Annotated in this window: 11 protein-coding genes and 2 tRNA genes; 6 read left to right on the top strand and 7 right to left on the bottom strand. The window is 43.5% G+C overall.

Features of this window, described 5'->3' with window-relative positions; all coding sequences use genetic code 11:
* Positions 1-99 precede the first annotated feature (99 nt).
* The 5 genes from ITJ87_RS14020 to ITJ87_RS14000 all read left to right on the top strand — a co-directional run bounded on the left by ITJ87_RS14020 (position 100) and on the right by ITJ87_RS14000 (position 7,513).
* The gene (locus ITJ87_RS14020; RefSeq protein WP_117964561.1) at positions 100-2,628 is read left to right on the top strand and encodes an ATP-dependent Clp protease ATP-binding subunit; all 2,529 of its coding nucleotides are present in this window, start codon (positions 100-102) and stop codon (positions 2,626-2,628) included.
* Between the two features lie 111 nt (positions 2,629-2,739).
* Complete coding sequence (htpG, locus tag ITJ87_RS14015; protein ID WP_117964562.1) at positions 2,740-4,788, top strand: molecular chaperone HtpG; 2,049 nt, start codon at positions 2,740-2,742, stop codon at positions 4,786-4,788.
* Between the two features lie 180 nt (positions 4,789-4,968).
* Complete coding sequence (locus tag ITJ87_RS14010) at positions 4,969-7,266, top strand: patatin-like phospholipase family protein (protein WP_117964619.1); 2,298 nt, start codon at positions 4,969-4,971, stop codon at positions 7,264-7,266.
* Positions 7,267-7,341: 75 nt separating this feature from the next.
* Positions 7,342-7,415, top strand: a tRNA-Arg gene (locus ITJ87_RS14005).
* A 24-nt stretch (positions 7,416-7,439) separates the two neighbouring features.
* Positions 7,440-7,513, top strand: a tRNA-Arg gene (locus ITJ87_RS14000).
* Positions 7,514-8,007: 494 nt separating this feature from the next.
* Here ITJ87_RS14000 and dapA read toward each other — a convergent pair.
* Complete coding sequence (gene dapA / locus ITJ87_RS13995) at positions 8,008-8,901, bottom strand: 4-hydroxy-tetrahydrodipicolinate synthase (RefSeq protein WP_087332404.1); 894 nt, start codon at positions 8,899-8,901, stop codon at positions 8,008-8,010.
* Positions 8,902-9,004: 103 nt separating this feature from the next.
* Positions 9,005-11,002 (bottom strand): NAD-dependent DNA ligase LigA, encoded by a 1,998-nt coding sequence (gene ligA / locus ITJ87_RS13990; protein WP_117964563.1) that lies wholly within the window; start codon positions 11,000-11,002, stop codon positions 9,005-9,007.
* Positions 11,003-11,091: 89 nt separating this feature from the next.
* Between ligA and trmD the strand changes: the two genes are divergently transcribed.
* Entirely contained in the window at positions 11,092-11,769 is a 678-nt protein-coding gene (trmD, locus tag ITJ87_RS13985; protein ID WP_005837186.1) for a tRNA (guanosine(37)-N1)-methyltransferase TrmD, read from the top strand.
* A 93-nt stretch (positions 11,770-11,862) separates the two neighbouring features.
* On the opposite strand, the gene ITJ87_RS13980 is transcribed toward trmD, so the two are convergent.
* The 5 genes from ITJ87_RS13980 to ITJ87_RS13960 all read right to left on the bottom strand — a co-directional run bounded on the left by ITJ87_RS13980 (position 11,863) and on the right by ITJ87_RS13960 (position 16,863).
* Complete coding sequence (locus ITJ87_RS13980) at positions 11,863-12,774, bottom strand: dihydroorotate dehydrogenase (protein ID WP_117601667.1); 912 nt, start codon at positions 12,772-12,774, stop codon at positions 11,863-11,865.
* Entirely contained in the window at positions 12,762-13,538 is a 777-nt protein-coding gene (locus ITJ87_RS13975; RefSeq protein ID WP_117601666.1) for a dihydroorotate dehydrogenase electron transfer subunit, read from the bottom strand. Before ITJ87_RS13975 ends, ITJ87_RS13980 begins: the two co-directional genes overlap by 13 nt.
* Before the next feature lie 117 nt (positions 13,539-13,655).
* Complete coding sequence (locus ITJ87_RS13970) at positions 13,656-14,117, bottom strand: helix-turn-helix domain-containing protein (RefSeq protein WP_117601665.1); 462 nt, start codon at positions 14,115-14,117, stop codon at positions 13,656-13,658.
* Positions 14,118-15,027: 910 nt separating this feature from the next.
* Positions 15,028-16,047: a DNA polymerase III subunit delta gene (gene holA, locus ITJ87_RS13965; RefSeq protein ID WP_117601664.1), complete on the bottom strand. Its 1,020-nt coding sequence runs from the start codon at positions 16,045-16,047 to the stop codon at positions 15,028-15,030.
* 39 nt (positions 16,048-16,086) lie between these two features.
* Entirely contained in the window at positions 16,087-16,863 is a 777-nt protein-coding gene (locus ITJ87_RS13960) for an AMP nucleosidase (RefSeq protein WP_117601663.1), read from the bottom strand.
* Positions 16,864-16,881: the final 18 nt, after the last annotated feature.

Genomic DNA, 16,881 nt, shown 5'->3' with positions numbered 1-16,881 from the left:
ATTTGTATACTATTAAATCAGTTAAATATGATACGTTGAATTAATAAATGCGTATCTTTGTCGTGGATAACCTTATTTAATTGAGGAGAATTATAAAATATGAACAATCAATTTTCACAAAGAGTTTCAGACATAATTACTTATAGCAAGGAAGAAGCCAATCGATTGAGAAATCGTTATATTGGTCCGGAACACCTTCTGCTCGGCATGTTGCGTGATGGCGGAGGAAAAGCTATTGAAATATTGTTGAAACTTGATATAGATTTAAAACGAGTAAAAAGTCGCCTGGAGGGTTTCCTGAAAGATGCCGAGGACGATACTCTCTTGCCGGACGCTGAAGTGCCTTTGTCCCCGATGACGGCTAAGATATTGAAGATGTGTATGCTTGAAGCGCGTTTGCTGAAAAGTGCAACTGCCGATACGGAACATGTATTGCTGGCTATCTTGAAAGACGGAGACAATCTTGCTGCAACTGTTTTGGAAGAACACCGGGTGGATTATCAGGCTGTATTTGAACAGCTTTCGATGAAATCGACCAATCCGAATGCGGGAATGGGATTCGCTGAGGATGATGAAGAGGATGAAGAAGACATGAGTATGTCTCGCTCCTCCCGTACTGGAGGGGCTGGTTCGGCTTCGGCTGCACAGACTGCATCCAGAAAGCCGTCCAATGATACCCCCGTGCTGGACAATTTCGGCGTAGACATGACCCGTGCTGCCGAAGAAGGCAAGCTGGACCCGGTTGTGGGTCGCGAACGCGAGATTGAACGTCTGGCGCAAATCTTGAGCCGCCGCAAGAAGAACAATCCGGTGCTTATCGGTGAACCAGGAGTCGGAAAATCTGCCATTGTAGAGGGTTTGGCATTGCGTATTGTGCAAAAGAAAGTTTCGCGCATTTTGTTTGAAAAGCGCGTGGTGATGCTTGATATGGCCTCTGTGGTGGCGGGAACAAAATATCGTGGTCAGTTTGAGGAACGTATCCGCTCTATTATCAATGAGTTGCAGAAAAATCCGAATGTCATCCTTTTCATCGATGAAATCCATACGATTGTAGGTGCTGGTGCTGCTGCCGGTTCCATGGATGCTGCCAATATGCTGAAACCGGCTTTAGCGCGTGGTGAAATCCAGTGTATTGGAGCTACCACTCTCGATGAATACAGAAAGAATATTGAGAAAGACGGTGCTTTGGAACGTCGTTTCCAAAAGGTGATTGTAGAGCCTACCACAGCTGAAGAAACGCTTCAGATATTGAAGAATATCAAGGAGAAGTATGAAGACCATCATAACGTGAGCTACACGGATGAAGCCTTGGAAGCATGTGTCAAGTTGTCAGCACGCTATATAACCGACCGCAACTTCCCGGATAAAGCTATTGATGCTTTGGACGAGGCGGGGTCGCGTGTGCATTTGACGAATATTAATGTTCCGAAAGAAATTGAGGAGCAGGAAAAGCTGATTGAAGAGGCACGTGGCTTGAAGGCTGAAGCTGTAAAATCACAGAATTTTGAGCTGGCTGCTAGCTACCGTGACCGTGAGAAGGAACTTTCTGTCCGCTTGGAGGAGATGAAGGTCGCGTGGGAAGCCCGTTTGAAGGATGACCGCCAAACGGTAGGCGAAGAGGAAATAGCCAATGTTATTTCGATGATGTCCGGTGTACCCGTACAGCGCATGGCGCAGGCAGAAGGACTTAAACTGGCCGGAATGAAGGAAGAACTACAGGCGAAGGTGATAGCTCAAGATGCTGCGATAGAGAAACTTACCAAAGCAATCTTGCGTAGCCGTGTAGGGTTGAAAGACCCGAACCATCCCATCGGAACCTTTATGTTCCTTGGCCCTACTGGTGTGGGTAAGACGCATTTGGCAAAGCAATTGGCAAAATATATGTTTGGCTCTGCCGATGCCTTGATACGTATCGATATGAGCGAGTATATGGAGAAATACACCGTATCTCGTATGATTGGTGCCGCTCCGGGATATGTGGGCTATGAGGAAGGCGGCCAGTTGACCGAAAAGGTTCGTCGCAAGCCGTATTCCATTGTCTTGCTGGATGAGATTGAGAAAGCCCATCCGGACGTGTTCAACATCTTGCTCCAGGTACTGGATGAAGGCCGTTTGACTGACAATTATGGCAGAACCATTGATTTCAAGAATACGGTTATCATTATGACCTCCAATATCGGTACGCGACAGTTGAAGGAATTTGGCCGTGGCGTAGGTTTTACGGCGCAAAACCGCACGGATGACAATGAACATTCACGCAGCGTGATACAAAAGGCTCTGAACAAGACCTTTGCTCCTGAATTTTTGAATCGTTTGGATGAAATCATTACTTTCGACCAGCTCTCCTTGGAGGCCATCACAAAGATTGTGGACATTGAGCTGAAAGGCTTGTACGAACGGGTTGAAGCAATTGGTTACAAGCTGGTTGTGGAGGATGATGCAAAGACATTCCTTGCTTCGAAAGGGTACGATGTACAGTTTGGTGCGCGTCCATTGAAGCGTGCTATTCAGAACCACTTGGAGGATGGACTTTCCGAGCTGATAGTGGCGGCGGAGTTACAGCCGGGTGATACGGTAAACGTATCAGTAGACAAAGAAAAAGACGAGTTGAGCATCAAGAAGGCATAAGCTGTTCTTTATAAAAACCGTCAAAATGTCAGTCCTTATGGGCTGGCATTTTTTTTGTGCTATATCTGCCGGAATAATTAAAAATATAAATCTAAAAAATATAAATGTAGTATGCAAAAAGGTAATATTGGGGTAACTACTGAGAATATCTTCCCCGTCATTAAAAAATTCTTGTATAGTGATCATGAAATTTTTCTCCGTGAGTTGGTTTCTAACGCGGTTGATGCTACACAGAAGCTGAAAACACTCTCCTCTATCGGTGAGTTCAAGGGTGAAGTTGGCGATTTAACCGTACGTGTTTCGCTGGGAAAAGATACCATTACAGTGTCCGACCATGGTATAGGTCTTACGGCTGAAGAAATAGACAAGTATATTAACCAGATAGCTTTCTCTGGCGCCAATGACTTCCTTGAGAAATATAAAAACGATGCCAACGCCATCATCGGCCATTTCGGATTGGGTTTCTATTCGGCTTTTATGGTTGCCAAGAAAGTCGAAATCATCACTAAATCCTATCGGGAAGGCACCCAGGCTGTAAAGTGGACATGCGATGGCAGTCCGGAGTTTACGATTGAAGACACTGATAAGGCAGAACGTGGTACGGATATCGTTCTTTACATAGACGATGACTGCAAGGAATTCCTTGAAGAAGCACGCATCTCCTCTTTGTTGAAGAAGTATTGCAGTTTCCTCCCTATTCCGGTTGCATTCGGCAAGAAGAAAGAATGGAAAGACGGCAAGCAGGTTGAAACTGCCGAGGATAATATCATCAATGATTCCAACCCGTTGTGGACGCTGAAACCCAGCGAATTGAAAGATGAAGATTATAAGAAGTTCTACCGTGACCTTTATCCTATGTCCGACGAACCTTTATTCTGGATTCATCTGAATGTGGATTATCCGTTCCACCTTACCGGTATTCTGTACTTCCCTAAAGTGAAAAGCAACATTGAGTTGAACAAGAATAAGATTCAGCTCTACTGTAACCAGGTATATGTAACGGATTCGGTGGAAGGTATTGTTCCTGATTTCTTGACCCTGCTGCATGGTGTGCTCGATTCACCGGACATTCCATTGAACGTTTCCCGTTCTTATCTGCAGAGCGATGCCAACGTGAAGAAGATTTCTACATATATCACGAAGAAGGTGTCAGACCGTTTGCAGTCTATCTTCAAGAATGACCGTAAACAGTTTGAGGAAAAGTGGAATGACTTGAAAATCTTCATCAACTACGGAATGCTTACGCAGGAAGATTTCTATGATAGAGCCAAGGATTTTGCCCTTTTCACCGATACAGACAGCAAATATTATACTTTCGAAGAGTATAAGACGTTGATTAAAGATAACCAGACGGATAAGGATGGAAATCTGATTTATCTGTATGCCAACAATAAAGATGAACAATACAGCTACATAGAGGCCGCTACGAATAAAGGATACAATGTGCTGTTGATGGATGGACAGCTGGACATTGCGGTGGTGAGCATGTTGGAACAGAAGTTCGAAAAGGTTCGCTTCACTCGTGTAGACAGCGATATTATTGATAATCTGATTGTCAAGGAAGACAAGAAGAATGAAGCGTTGGAAGCCGGCAAGCAGGAAGTTCTTTCTTCCATCTTCAAGAGCCAGTTGCCCAAGATGGATAAGACGGAGTTCAACATCACGGCGCAGGCTTTGGGCGAAAACGCCACTCCTATCATGATAACTCAGAGCGAGTACATGCGCCGTATGAAGGAAATGGCCAATATTCAGGCTGGAATGAGCTTCTATGGCGAAATGCCGGATATGTTTAACCTAGTATTGAATTCAGACCATAAGCTGGTGAAGGAAGTGCTGGCAGATGAGGACAAGGAATGTGCTGCTGCCGTTGCTCCAGTTCAGGCAGAGATGGATGAAGTGAACAAGCAACGTAATGAGTTGAAAAAGAAGCAGGAAGGAAAGAAAGATGAGGATATACCGACTGCCGAAAAAGATAAGGTAAGTGAGCTGGATAAGAAGTGGAATGAACTGAAAACGCAGAAAGAAGGTGTCTTTGCCGATTATGCAGCCAAGAATAAGGTTGTCCGTCAGCTGATAGATTTGGCACTGTTGCAGAATGGTATGTTGAAAGGTGAAGCTTTGAACAACTTTGTCAAGAGAAGCATTGACCTGATAAAATAAGTCCCTTTAAATTTGCATTTAATATATGCAAGGGTATTGTGATTCTTCAGAGTCGCAATACCCTTTTTTATTCATTTTCACCAATTATAAAGTGATTTTCTCCGTTGAATACGGCATTTTTAGAAACTATTGTTTATATTTGGGGCAATGAACATTTATCTTACTCGGAATCGCATAGTTATGAAAAGAGTTTTATTGTTTTTGTCGTTTCTTCTATGTACCTTTGTTTTACAAGCTCAGAAAGTGGGGCTTGTATTGAGTGGCGGTGGAGCAAAAGGCATGACTCATATTGGCATTATCCGGGCTTTGGAAGAGAATAATATCCCCATTGATTATATAACCGGAACCTCTATGGGAGCTATCATCGGTTCGCTGTATGCTATGGGGTATTCTCCGGACGATATGGAGGCGCTCTTGCGCTCTCCCGACTTTAAGCGTTGGTATTCGGGTAAAGTGGAGCCCAAATACGAGTATTATTTTAAAAAGAATCGTCCTTCACCGGAATTTTTCAATATCCGTTTCGCTTTTAGAGACTCGCTGCATATAAAGCCTCAGATACTTCCCACAAGCATGGTCAACCCCATACAGATGAATCTGGTATTTGTGGAATTGTTTGCACGCGCTACGGCTGCATGTGGCGGTAATTTCAACAAACTGTTTGTCCCCTTTCGCTGTATAGCATCCGATGTGTACAATAAAAAGCCATTGGTATTGGGTAAAGGGGATTTGGGGGATGCGGTACGTGCTTCCATGAGCTTTCCATTTGTCTTTAAACCGATAGAAATAGACAGTACACTTGCTTATGATGGCGGTATTTATAATAATTTCCCTACGGATGTGATGCGGGAAGATTTTCATCCGGATGTCATTATTGGCAGTGTGGTGGCGGCAAATCCCGGTAAGCCGAAGGAGAATGACCTGATGAGCCAATTGGAGAATATGATTATGCAGAAGACCGATTATTCCATTCCGGACTCATTGGGTATAGTCATGACCTTCAAGTACGATGATGTCAACCTGCTGGATTTTGACCGTCTGCAGGAATTGCACGATATAGGCTACAACCGTACTCTTAATATGATGGATTCCATCAAAAGCCGTGTTCACCGTAGGGTGAATGCTGATAATGTGCGTTTGAGGCGCCTTGTTTTCCGGAGTAACCTACCTCAATTCCGTTTCCGGGATATTATTATTGAAGGGGCGAATGCCCAACAGCAAGCCTACATCAAAAAAGAATTCCATGATGAGGAGCATGAAGTTTTTACTTATGAAGACTTGAAGCGCGGGTATTTTCGTTTGCTGGCAGATAATATGATTTCGGAAATAGTTCCTCACGCAGTGTATGATTCGGAAGCCGATTTATATCAGCTGCATTTGAAGGTGAAGATGGAGGATAATTTTTCCGTGCGTCTGGGGGGTAGTGTCTCTACTACGAGCTCAAACCAAATCTATTTGGGGGTAGGATATCAGAACTTGAATTATTATTCCAAGGAAATAACTTTTGACGGTCAGTTGGGTAAGATTTATAATAATGCACAGTTGATGGGTAAGATTGATTTGCCTACCCGCATACCTACATCCTTTCGTTTTATTGCTTCAATCAGTACCTTCGATTACTACAAGAAGGATAAGTTGTTTTCCAAGAATGACAAGCCTTCATTCAATTCAAAAGATGAGTGCTTTGTGAAGTTGATGGTTGCCTTGCCGTTTCTGGCTAATAAGCGTGCGGAGTTCAGTCTGGGGTATGGCCAACTGGAAGATAACTATTTTCAATCCAGCGTAATAGATTTCGATAAGGACCGTTCGGACAGAAGTACATACAAACTTTTGGGAGGTTCCATCGGTTTCTATGGGAGTACCCTAAATACGCGGCAATACGCGACAAAAGGTTATTTGGAGAAGCTGATAGCCCAGGTCTTTACCGGGAGGGAAAGATTTGAACCTGGGAATCCGCAAGAAGGGTACAGTCCTTCCCCGCAAGAACGGCAATCATGGTTGCAAATTTCTTATATGAAGGAGGCATATCACACAATGGGACCGAAGTTCACCTTGGGATGGATGGCAGAAGCACTGTATTCGTCGAAAAATTTTTCTGAGAATTATACGGCAACTATGATGCAGGCAGGAGAATTTGCACCGACTCCACATAGTAAACTGATGTACAATGAAGCTTTTCGTGCCAACCAATATGTGGCTGCCGGCATCAAACCGATATATGTTTTGAATGATATGTTCCAGTTTCGGACAGAATTTTATGGCTTTACGCCGATTTTTCCGATAAAAAAGAATGCATTGAATAAAGCGTATTATGGAAAAGCATTCTCCCGCTTTGAGTATATGGGAGAAGTTTCTGTTATTTGTCATTTGCCCTTCGGAGCCATCTCTGCTTATGTAAATCATTATAGCTCACCGAGAAGGGAGTGGAATGTGGGGATGACAATCGGCTGGCAGTTGTTTAATTATCGCTTTGTCGAATAAATTTCTTCAAAAAAAGTTTGTATATTGTTTGCTAATTCGGAAAAAGTACGTATCTTTGCACCCGTTAAACAAAGAGGCCGCGTAGCTCAACTGAATAGAGTAGCTGACTACGGATCAGCCGGTTACAGGTTTGAATCCTGTCGCGGTCACAAGTTTTCATAATTTTTTTTAAGGGTCGCGTAGCTCAACTGAATAGAGTAGCTGACTACGGATCAGCCGGTTACAGGTTTGAATCCTGTCGCGATCACAAAGGATCTCCGCAAGTTTTCTTGCGGAGATCCTTTGTTTTTACAGCTATGGGATATAGTTGATGTTCTCCCCTTGTATGGCACTGGCGCGTGTTTTGCTAAGTAAAACAAACTGTTTCCCTTAACTAAACACTTTGTTTCATTATGGAGAACACTTTGTTTCCCTTGACAGAACACTTTGTTCCATCATATAAAAACAAAGTGTTTTTCTCTGCTGAAACAAAGTGTTCAGTATTGTGAACTAATAGATTAGCTGAAATAATAGTCTTGTCTTGATTGAGCTAGAGACGTCTTTTTCTCGATTTAACCAGATGTCTTTTTGCTTTATAACGTAATCAGTAGACTGTTTTGGGATTATTGTACTGATAAATATAGTCACATAGGAAAAAAAGAAGGAGTTAATTCCGTGTTTCCACAAAATTAACTCCTTGCATAGCTGATATTAATATGTTGTATACTGGAAATTAATATCCTATAGGGGTGGTATAAGACCTTAGCATTTGATGTTCAATTCATCCAGAATCTTGCGCATGGCTTCGAAGGTGGTGATTCTGGTCGGTACCAATGGCAGGCGGAGCTTGTTCTCAATCATTCCCATTGCGTTCAGCATGGCTTTTACTCCGGCAGGGTTGCCGTCTACAAACAGAAGCTTGAATAATTCGGCAAATTTGTGGTGAATGGTCAATGCATTGGCATAGTCCCCTTGCAGTGCCAGACGTACCATACGGCTGAACTCACGCGGGAACGCGTTTCCAATGACCGAGATGATGCCGACGGCCCCCAAAGTAATCAGAGGGAAGGTGATGCCGTCATCGCCCGAAATAACGTCGAAATTGGCCGGTTTGTTTTTGATGATGTCGTCCATCTGCGTGATGTCGCCCGAAGCTTCTTTGACGGCTATCACATTCTTGAAATCACGTGCAATGCGCAGGGTTGTTTCCGCCTTCATGTTCACGCCGGTACGACCGGGGACATTATAAAGCACAATCGGTAAATCCGTTGCTTCAGAAATGGCCTTATAATGCTGATATATACCTTCTTGCGATGGCTTGTTGTAATATGGAACGACGGATAGAATGGCATCTACTCCGGTGAAATCGTCATTTTTCAGTGTTTCCACTATGGCCCGGGTGTTGTTTCCACCTACGCCCAGCAGGATAGGAATTCTTCCGTTCACCCGTTCTATGACCATTTTCTTGATTTTCTTTTTCTCTTCTTCAGTCAGAGTCGGAGTTTCTGCCGTGGTGCCGAGCACACATAAAAAGTCGGTATTGTTTTGAAGTTGATAGTCTACCAAACGCATCAACGCATCGTAGTCAACGCTTTCATCCTCTTTAAATGGAGTAATCAGCGCTACCCCCATTCCTTTCAATCTTGTCTGTATCATGAGTATTATAAAGTAATCTCTAATTAAATGACTCGCAAAAGTACGAATTTTTTCGATTTACCCTACAAATATAAGCCATAAAAAAGTTTTTTGTGGAAATTTGTTAGGATATCAATGACAAAAACTCATCTTCGCTCATAATCTTTATTCCCAGTTTCTGCGCTTTCTCCAGTTTGGCAGGTCCCATATTTTCTCCGGCCAGGATAAAGCTGGTTTTGGAGGAGATACTTCCGACGTTTTTTCCACCGTTCTTTTCAATCATCTCTTTGTATTCGTCCCGTGAGTGGTGGGTGAATACGCCGCTGATGACGATGGACTGGCCCGCCAGTTTGTCGGTGTATCCGCTGAGGTCTTCTTCTGTCCGGTGGAGTTGCAGACCGTTCGATTTCAGCCGTTCCACCAGCTCTCTGTTGGTAGGATTGGAGAAGTAAGTTATAATGCTCTGCGCTATTTTTTCACCGATTTCATCGATGTTTTTCAGCTTTTCGAGGTCTGCGTTTTCCAGCTCTTCGATGTCCGTAAAGGACTTGGCTATTTTCTTGGCAACCGTTTCTCCCACGAAGCGTATGCCCAGTGCAAAGAGCACTCTTTCGAATGGCACTTCTTTACTTGCCGCAATACCGTTGACTATGTTTTCTGCCGATTTTTCGCCCATCCGTTCCAGGTTCTTGATGTCGTCGGTTTTGAGCCGGTATAAATCTGCAGTATCCTTTATCAGTCCCAATCGGTAGAACATATCTACAGTTTCAGGTCCCAGTCCGTCTATATTCATGGCTTTGCGGCTGATGAAATGCTCTATCTTCCCTTTAATCTGCGGAGGACAAGCGGTTTCATTGGGGCAATAGTGGGCTGCTTCTCCTTCAAAACGTATCAGTTTGCTGCCGCATTCGGGACAATGGGTGATGAATTTCACTTTTTCACCGATAAGCATACTGCGGGCATCCTTATCGACACCGGTTATTTTGGGGATGATTTCACCGCCTTTTTCCACATACACCATGTCGCCTATATGCAGATCCAACCCCTCGATAATATCTGCATTGTGCAGGGAGGCACGTTTCACAATGGTGCCGGACAGTTGTACGGGGTCCAGATTGGCAACCGGAGTCACTGCACCAGTGCGTCCTACCTGGTAGGTAACCTTGTTCAAGCGTGTTAGTGCCCGTTCTGCCTGGAATTTATATGCGATGGCCCATCGGGGAGACTTGGCTGTGAATCCTAAATTCTTCTGCTGCCTCAAGCTGTTGACTTTTAGTACAATACCATCAGTAGCCACCGGGAGGTTCTTACGTTCCGTGTCCCAGTAATTGATGTACTCGAAGACTTCCTCCAGGCTGTGGGCTTTTCTGGCGTGCTCTGATGTTTTAAATCCCCAGCTGGCGGCAGCTTGCAGGTTTTCGTAATGGCCGTCGCAGGGCAATTCTTCTCCCAATAGATAGTAGAGATAAGCATCCAGCTTTCTGGATGCTACGATGGCGGAATTCTGCAATTTCAAGGTACCGGAAGCAGCGTTGCGCGGATTGGCGAAAAGCGGTTCCTCACGTGCTTCCTTTTCCCGGTTCAGTTCTTCGAAAACCACCCAGGGCATCAGGATTTCCCCTCTGATTTCGAATGACTTAGGATAATTCCCATGGAGGACCAGCGGAATCGTCCGGATTGTCTTTACATTGTCCGTCACATCATCGCCCTTTTCGCCGTCGCCACGGGTGACGGCACGCACCAGTTTGCCATCCTCGTAAGTCAGTGAGATGGAAGTACCGTCATACTTCAGCTCGCAGCAGATTTCAAACTCCTCGTTCAACGCTTTTTTTACCCGTTCGTAAAAGTCGGTCACTTCGTTTTCGGAATAGGTGTTTCCCAATGAAAGCATGGGATATTTGTGTGCCACTTGTGTGAAGTTCTTATTTAAATCACTTCCTACGCGCATCGTGGGCGAATTATCATCTTGGTATTCAGGATGTTCTTTCTCTAAATCTTGTAGCTCGCGCATCAGGTCGTCAAACTCCTTGTCGGATATTTCAGGAGCATTCAGCACATAATAATTGTAGTTGTGCTGGTGTAATTCCGCACGGAGCTGGTCTATTTTTTCTTTTACAGTCATAGGGTTTTCGGATTGTTTGAACGCAAAAATACGGGTTTCTCCCCGAATATTTGTACTTTTGCAGCTTGAAATAGCTAAAATAAAGTTATATGCGCATTGACATTATCACAGTTTTGCCGGAGATGATTGAGGGATTCTTCAACTGCTCCATCATGAAACGTGCTCAAAATAAAGGGCTTGCAGAGATACATATCCATAATCTTCGTGATTATACGGAAGATAAGTACCGTCGTGTAGACGATTATCCGTTTGGTGGCTTTGCCGGAATGGTCATGAAAATAGAGCCGATAGAGCGGTGTATCAACGCTTTGAAGGCTGAGCGGGATTACGACGAGGTTATCTTTACCACCCCCGATGGTGAGCAGTTCAATCAGCCGATGGCAAATACTCTTTCCCTTGCCCAGAATCTCATCATTCTCTGCGGGCATTTCAAAGGGATAGATTACCGGATTCGCGAGCATCTCATCACCAAGGAAATCAGTATCGGTGACTATGTGTTGACTGGCGGAGAACTGGCGGCTGCTGTCATGGCAGATGCCATCGTCCGTATCATTCCGGGAGTGATTTCCGATGAGCAGTCTGCACTTTCAGATTCCTTTCAGGACAATCTGCTGGCTGCACCGGTCTATACGCGTCCCGCTGATTACAATGGATGGAAGGTTCCGGATATTTTACTTTCTGGACACGAGGCCAAGATTAAGGAATGGGAGCTGCAACAGTCATTAGAAAGAACCCGTAGACTGCGCCCAGATTTGTTGGGAGAGTAAGTTTACTGATGTAAATAAAAAGAAAAAGGACATTCGTCAATGAATGTCCTTTTTTGTGAATATATATTGCGAATGGCAATCTCTTGTTATTCTTTATACCTCAAGTGCACCGATAATGTCCTTTACAGACTGATAACCGTGTCTGTCGAGATAGTCATTTATTCCTTCTACCACTTTCACCGTAACCGCCGGATCAATGAAGTTTGCCGTACCAATCTGGATGGCGGAGGCACCTGCAAGCATGAATTCCACAGCATCTTTCCAGTTCATGATACCTCCCAAGCCTATGACGGGGATTTTTACCGCCTTGGCCACTTGCCATACCATACGTAAGGCAATGGGTTTCACAGCTGCACCAGACATACCACCGGTTACAGTGGAGAGTATCGGACGCCTGCGTTCCGCGTCTATAGCCATTCCTAGCAGGGTATTGATAAGGGAAACGCTGTCTGCACCGCCATTTTCGGCTGCGCGGGCTATTTCGGTGATGTCGGTAACGTTCGGTGAGAGCTTTACGATAAGTGTCTTTTTGTAAACTGAGCGCACGGCTTTCACCACTTCTTCTGCTCCTTTGGCGGTAACACCGAATGCCATTCCTCCTTGCTTCACATTGGGGCAAGAGATGTTCAACTCTATGGCAGGAATTTTGTCAAGTTCATTAATGATTGCGGCTGTTTCGGCATAGTCTTCGATGGCAGAACCCGAAACATTTACAATCATGTTGGTCTGAATGTCCTTGATGCGGGGATAGATGTGCTCAACAAAGTAATGTACACCCTTATTTTGCAGTCCCACAGCGTTTAACATTCCCGAAGGAGTCTCTGCCATGCGCGGATATGGATTGCCTTCACGTTTGTGAAGGGTAGTTCCCTTTACAATTATACCACCTATTCGCGATAGTTCGATGAAATCGGCGAATTCTTCACCATATCCGAATGTTCCGGACGCAGTCATCACCGGATTATTCATTTGTAATTCACCGATATTTACATTTAAATCTGCCATAATAGTTTGTTTATATTAAAAACCGGACCTTCTTTACATACACACAAATGGCCTTCCGTGGTATTTTCCACACAGCATAGACAAGCGCCTATGCCACACGCCATCATATTCTCCAGAGATACTTCGCAACTGATGCCTTTACTTTTGGCATACTTTGCTACTGCCATCATCATCGGTTTGGGGCCGCAAGTATATATCTGCTCAAAGCACACCTTATTTAATATGGAGTGTTGCGTTACGTATCCCTTCTCTCCGTGGCTGCCATCTTCGGTGGTGGTATACACCTCGCCATAGGCGGCAAACTGTTCCAATTGAAGCAAATCTTTGTCACTTCTGGCACCCAGCAGGAAGGTTGGCTTGCAGCCTCTCTTGGCGAGCTGTTCGCCTAAATATAACATAGGAGCTGTACCTACACCTCCACCTACCAATAAGAGCTTGTCTGAGGGCTTTTCAGGCATTGTGAAGCAGTTTCCCAGCGGAAGCACTACATTGATTATGTCGCCTGCTTTTGCTTCGCCTAATCGCTTGGTTCCGTCACCTACGAGTTGGATTAAGAACCATACTTCGTTCCGTTGTCTATCTACATAATTGATGGAGATGGGGCGGCGCAAAAAAGTGGCAGGCGAACCGTCCACACGAATCTCTGCAAATTGTCCCGGAAGCATTTCCGGAAGTGGGGACGGAGAAGTCAGCTTCAACAACACATAGTTGGCATGCAAGCGGAGGTTCTCTGTCACTGTCAGATCTAAAATATACTTTTTCATATCTATAAAGAGGGATGTTTTTCTTTCGGGTGCAAAGATAGTGTAAACCGAGTGCAGAATAAAACGAACCCGTTTCTTTTTTATGCCGGGGCGTTAGTCTATTTCCATTCTCATTCCTTAATTTTCCGGTTTGAAAGTCTCGTAGGTATTGTCATCAAAGAAAATTCTTATTTCAGTGATTTTTCTGGGAGGTCTTTCTTTGTAGATAATCTCTTGTCTTACAATCTCTTTAGGTGCTTTTAGAGATGTTTCTAATGCAATTTCCTTGCGATTTTCAGTTTCATCCGGCCCTTTGGTCAGGTTTTCCGGATTCTCAGCGAATAAAGGATAGTCGAATCCATCGTTTTCGGGTGAATCCGGATTATTACTCATATTACCTTTTCCGGTAAGCAGCCACTCCAAGTTTATATCATTGTAGCGTTGATGTAATCGGAGAATAACTTCCGTACTTGGATATTTGTTACGCGGACCCAAGATGTGGGAAATGGTGGCTTGGGCCACGCCAATACTCTCGGCAAAAGCTCCTGCTGTCAGTTTCTCCCGGTCCATAACCATTTTGAACCTATCTTTTATACTCATGGTTTATGTGTTATTACAATTGTACATGCTATTTATTGGATTACAAAAGTAAAAAAATGACATCACAAAAGCAAATTAAAAATGTGATATTTTATGATTTACAAATGAAATGTTATTATTACAATATTCATCATTACAAATGCTATAATACAAATCATGGGTAAAATAGGTATTTATTTTAAGTTTAATAAAATGGTATATTTATCTAATTATTAGTGTATTATATTGGTGATTTCTGATAATAAATACTATATTACATTTGTTTGTCGTTTATTTTATATAAAATATAATCTAATAATTTGATTAATCATTGTATATAATTTATATACATCTATTTATTGCTTGTAACTACATGGGTTAACCCCTACTCTATCATTTTTGTAAACTAATAGTTTACGATGTTGAATGTCGCTTATTACATTTGTTTTTTTAGATGTAATATTACATGTGTTATAATACACTCGTCATATAGATATATATGTAATGTGTTGAATTCACAATAGTCAATTATCCTAGTTGTGTATTACAACTATTGTACTCTTGAAAAGTGTAGCAGATTTCTTATATGACGATTTAAAGCTGAATTGCTCCATCTCTTCTTTTTTACTAAAGGAGAAAAAATGTGACATAAATAAGAGAATAAGATGCTTTATTTATTTTCTAGTCTTCAAGACTTAAATCCTTGCTTTATTTCTGTATAATTGGTCGATTCGTTATAAAAACGCGATTCTCAGAGCTTATAAATGGACGTAATTTGCTGTAAATATGAGTATTATCTTCTATTTTATAGTCTATGCTAAGGAGTAAAATAGAAAAAAGGGGGATAAATCCCCCTAAAAATGACATAATGATATCAAATCAGTCTGTTTTATGCTTTTTCCCTTTTATGGAAAAGTATACTGTATGGAAGTTAATGTAGAATCTTAAAGACCAATTCCCGGAGGATATCTCCATCGCTTAGGGAGGAATTTCCTACTCCTTTGGATTTGGCATCTGCATATCGAATCTCCCCGATTATCTGCATGGTCTTTACTCCGCTGTAACGACGCATGGCACTTAGGTATTCGCGCGACTGCCAGGGAGTCTTTAATCCTATGAAACTGGCAATACCCTGCTCCGTCTTTTCGGGCGCATAGTAAGCCAACATTAAGTTGGAGAAGAAGCCGAAAAGTAAAGATAAAGTCATCTGGATAGGATTCGTTTTCGGATTTTCTTCAAAATATTTTATTATTTTATTGGCCTTTAGTATGTCTTTTTCTACGATGGCACTGCGAAGTTCAAAGTTATTATAATCTTTGCTGATTCCGATGTTGCGTTCTATCTGTTCGGGGGTGACGCGTGTCTGACCTTTTGGAAGAGTTATAATCAGTTTTTCCAGTTCTCCCGTAAGGCGGCTGAGGTCCGTACCTACGAAATCGGCAAGCATGGAGGTAGCTTTGGGATCCAAATCTACACCTTTGCGCTTCATGTATGAGGTGATGAATGCCGGTAACTGGGCATCCTTTACCTTCTTGGATTCAAATAGAACCCCCACCTTCTCTATTTCGGCCACCAGCTTTTTTCTTCTGTCCAGCACCCCATGTTTGTGGCATAGAACAAGAATGGTGGAGTTCAACGGCTTTTGCAGGTAGTATGAAAGCTCTTCCATGTTGCGGATGGCCTGCGCTTCCTTTACGACTACGACCTGGCGTTCGGACATCATCGGATAGCGCTTGGCCGCATTGATGACAGTGGCTATATCCACATCTGCACCGTAGACTACGGTCAGGTTAAATTCCTTTTCGGTGTCAGTGAGAACATTGTCTACAATATAGTCGGAGATGAGGTCTATGTAATACGATTCCTCGCCCATGAGATAGTAGACGGGGCGGTATTGTTTGGCTCTCAACTCTTTTAGAATATCATCACAGGTCGTTTCTTGTTTTGCCATATAAAGTAAGTGTTACGAGGGTATGTCCCGTAAAGAGGATTACCAGTCGAACTTCAAGTGTTTTACGGTTTTCTTCTCATCAATAATCATGCGCAGGGATGCAATTCCGATTTCAACATGCTCATTTACATAGTTCTGGGTAACCATGTTGTCGCTCTTGTCGGTTTTTACACCTTCCGGAATCATCGGTTGGTCCGAAACCAGCAGAAGGGCTCCCGTAGGAATATGATTGGCAAAACCACAACTGAATAAGGTTGCCGTTTCCATATCGACAGCCATGGCACGGGTTTTCTTCAGATATTCCTTGAACCCCTCGTCATGTTCCCAAATGCGGCGGTTGGTGGTGTATACGGTACCGGTCCAGTAGTCGCGGGCATAGTCGCGGATGGCGGAAGAAACGGCGCGTTGCAGCATAAATGCCGGGAGTGACGGGACTTCGGGCGGGAAGTAGTCGTTGGAAGTACCTTCGCCGCGGATGGCGGCTATGGGGAGGATGAGGTCCCCTATTCTATTTTTCTTGTCTATGCCGCCACACTTGCCTAGGAACAGACATGCCTTGGGCTTGATGGCGCTCAGCAAGTCCATGATAATGGCGGCATTAGGGCTTCCCATACCGAAATTAATGATGGTCATTCCTTCTGCGCTGGCAGATGTCATATTGGCATCTTTACCGAGAATGGGAACATTGAACTTTTCTGCGAAAATCTCTACATACTTGTTGAAGTTGGTCAACAGAATGTACTCTCCAAAATCCTCCAGGTTACGCTTTGTGTAACGGGGCAGCCAATTGGCTACGATTTCTTCTTTTGTTTTCATAAGATTTCATTAAATTTG

The sequence above is a fragment of the Bacteroides sp. HF-162 genome (genome assembly GCF_015679285.1).
GTDB classification, from domain to species: domain Bacteria; phylum Bacteroidota; class Bacteroidia; order Bacteroidales; family Bacteroidaceae; genus Bacteroides; species Bacteroides uniformis.
The sequence above is the reverse complement of the archived record's forward strand: the minus strand, read 5'-3'. Positions and strand labels throughout refer to the sequence as shown.

Excerpts from the sequence above, each read along its gene's own strand:
- dapA (WP_087332404.1), bottom strand. The coding sequence starts at position 8,901 with ATGATACAGACAAGATTGAAAGGAATGGGGGTAGCGCTGATTACTCCA.
- holA (WP_117601664.1), bottom strand. The coding sequence starts at position 16,047 with ATGGCAAAACAAGAAACGACCTGTGATGATATTCTAAAAGAGTTGAGA.
- ITJ87_RS14020 (WP_117964561.1), top strand. The coding sequence starts at position 100 with ATGAACAATCAATTTTCACAAAGAGTTTCAGACATAATTACTTATAGC.
- ITJ87_RS14010 (WP_117964619.1), top strand. The coding sequence starts at position 4,969 with ATGAAAAGAGTTTTATTGTTTTTGTCGTTTCTTCTATGTACCTTTGTT.
- ITJ87_RS13980 (WP_117601667.1), bottom strand. The coding sequence starts at position 12,774 with ATGGCAGATTTAAATGTAAATATCGGTGAATTACAAATGAATAATCCG.
- ITJ87_RS13970 (WP_117601665.1), bottom strand. The coding sequence starts at position 14,117 with ATGAGTATAAAAGATAGGTTCAAAATGGTTATGGACCGGGAGAAACTG.
- ITJ87_RS13960 (WP_117601663.1), bottom strand. The coding sequence starts at position 16,863 with ATGAAAACAAAAGAAGAAATCGTAGCCAATTGGCTGCCCCGTTACACA.
- ligA (WP_117964563.1), bottom strand. The coding sequence starts at position 11,002 with ATGACTGTAAAAGAAAAAATAGACCAGCTCCGTGCGGAATTACACCAG.
- trmD (WP_005837186.1), top strand. The coding sequence starts at position 11,092 with ATGCGCATTGACATTATCACAGTTTTGCCGGAGATGATTGAGGGATTC.
- ITJ87_RS13975 (WP_117601666.1), bottom strand. The coding sequence starts at position 13,538 with ATGAAAAAGTATATTTTAGATCTGACAGTGACAGAGAACCTCCGCTTG.
- htpG (WP_117964562.1), top strand. The coding sequence starts at position 2,740 with ATGCAAAAAGGTAATATTGGGGTAACTACTGAGAATATCTTCCCCGTC.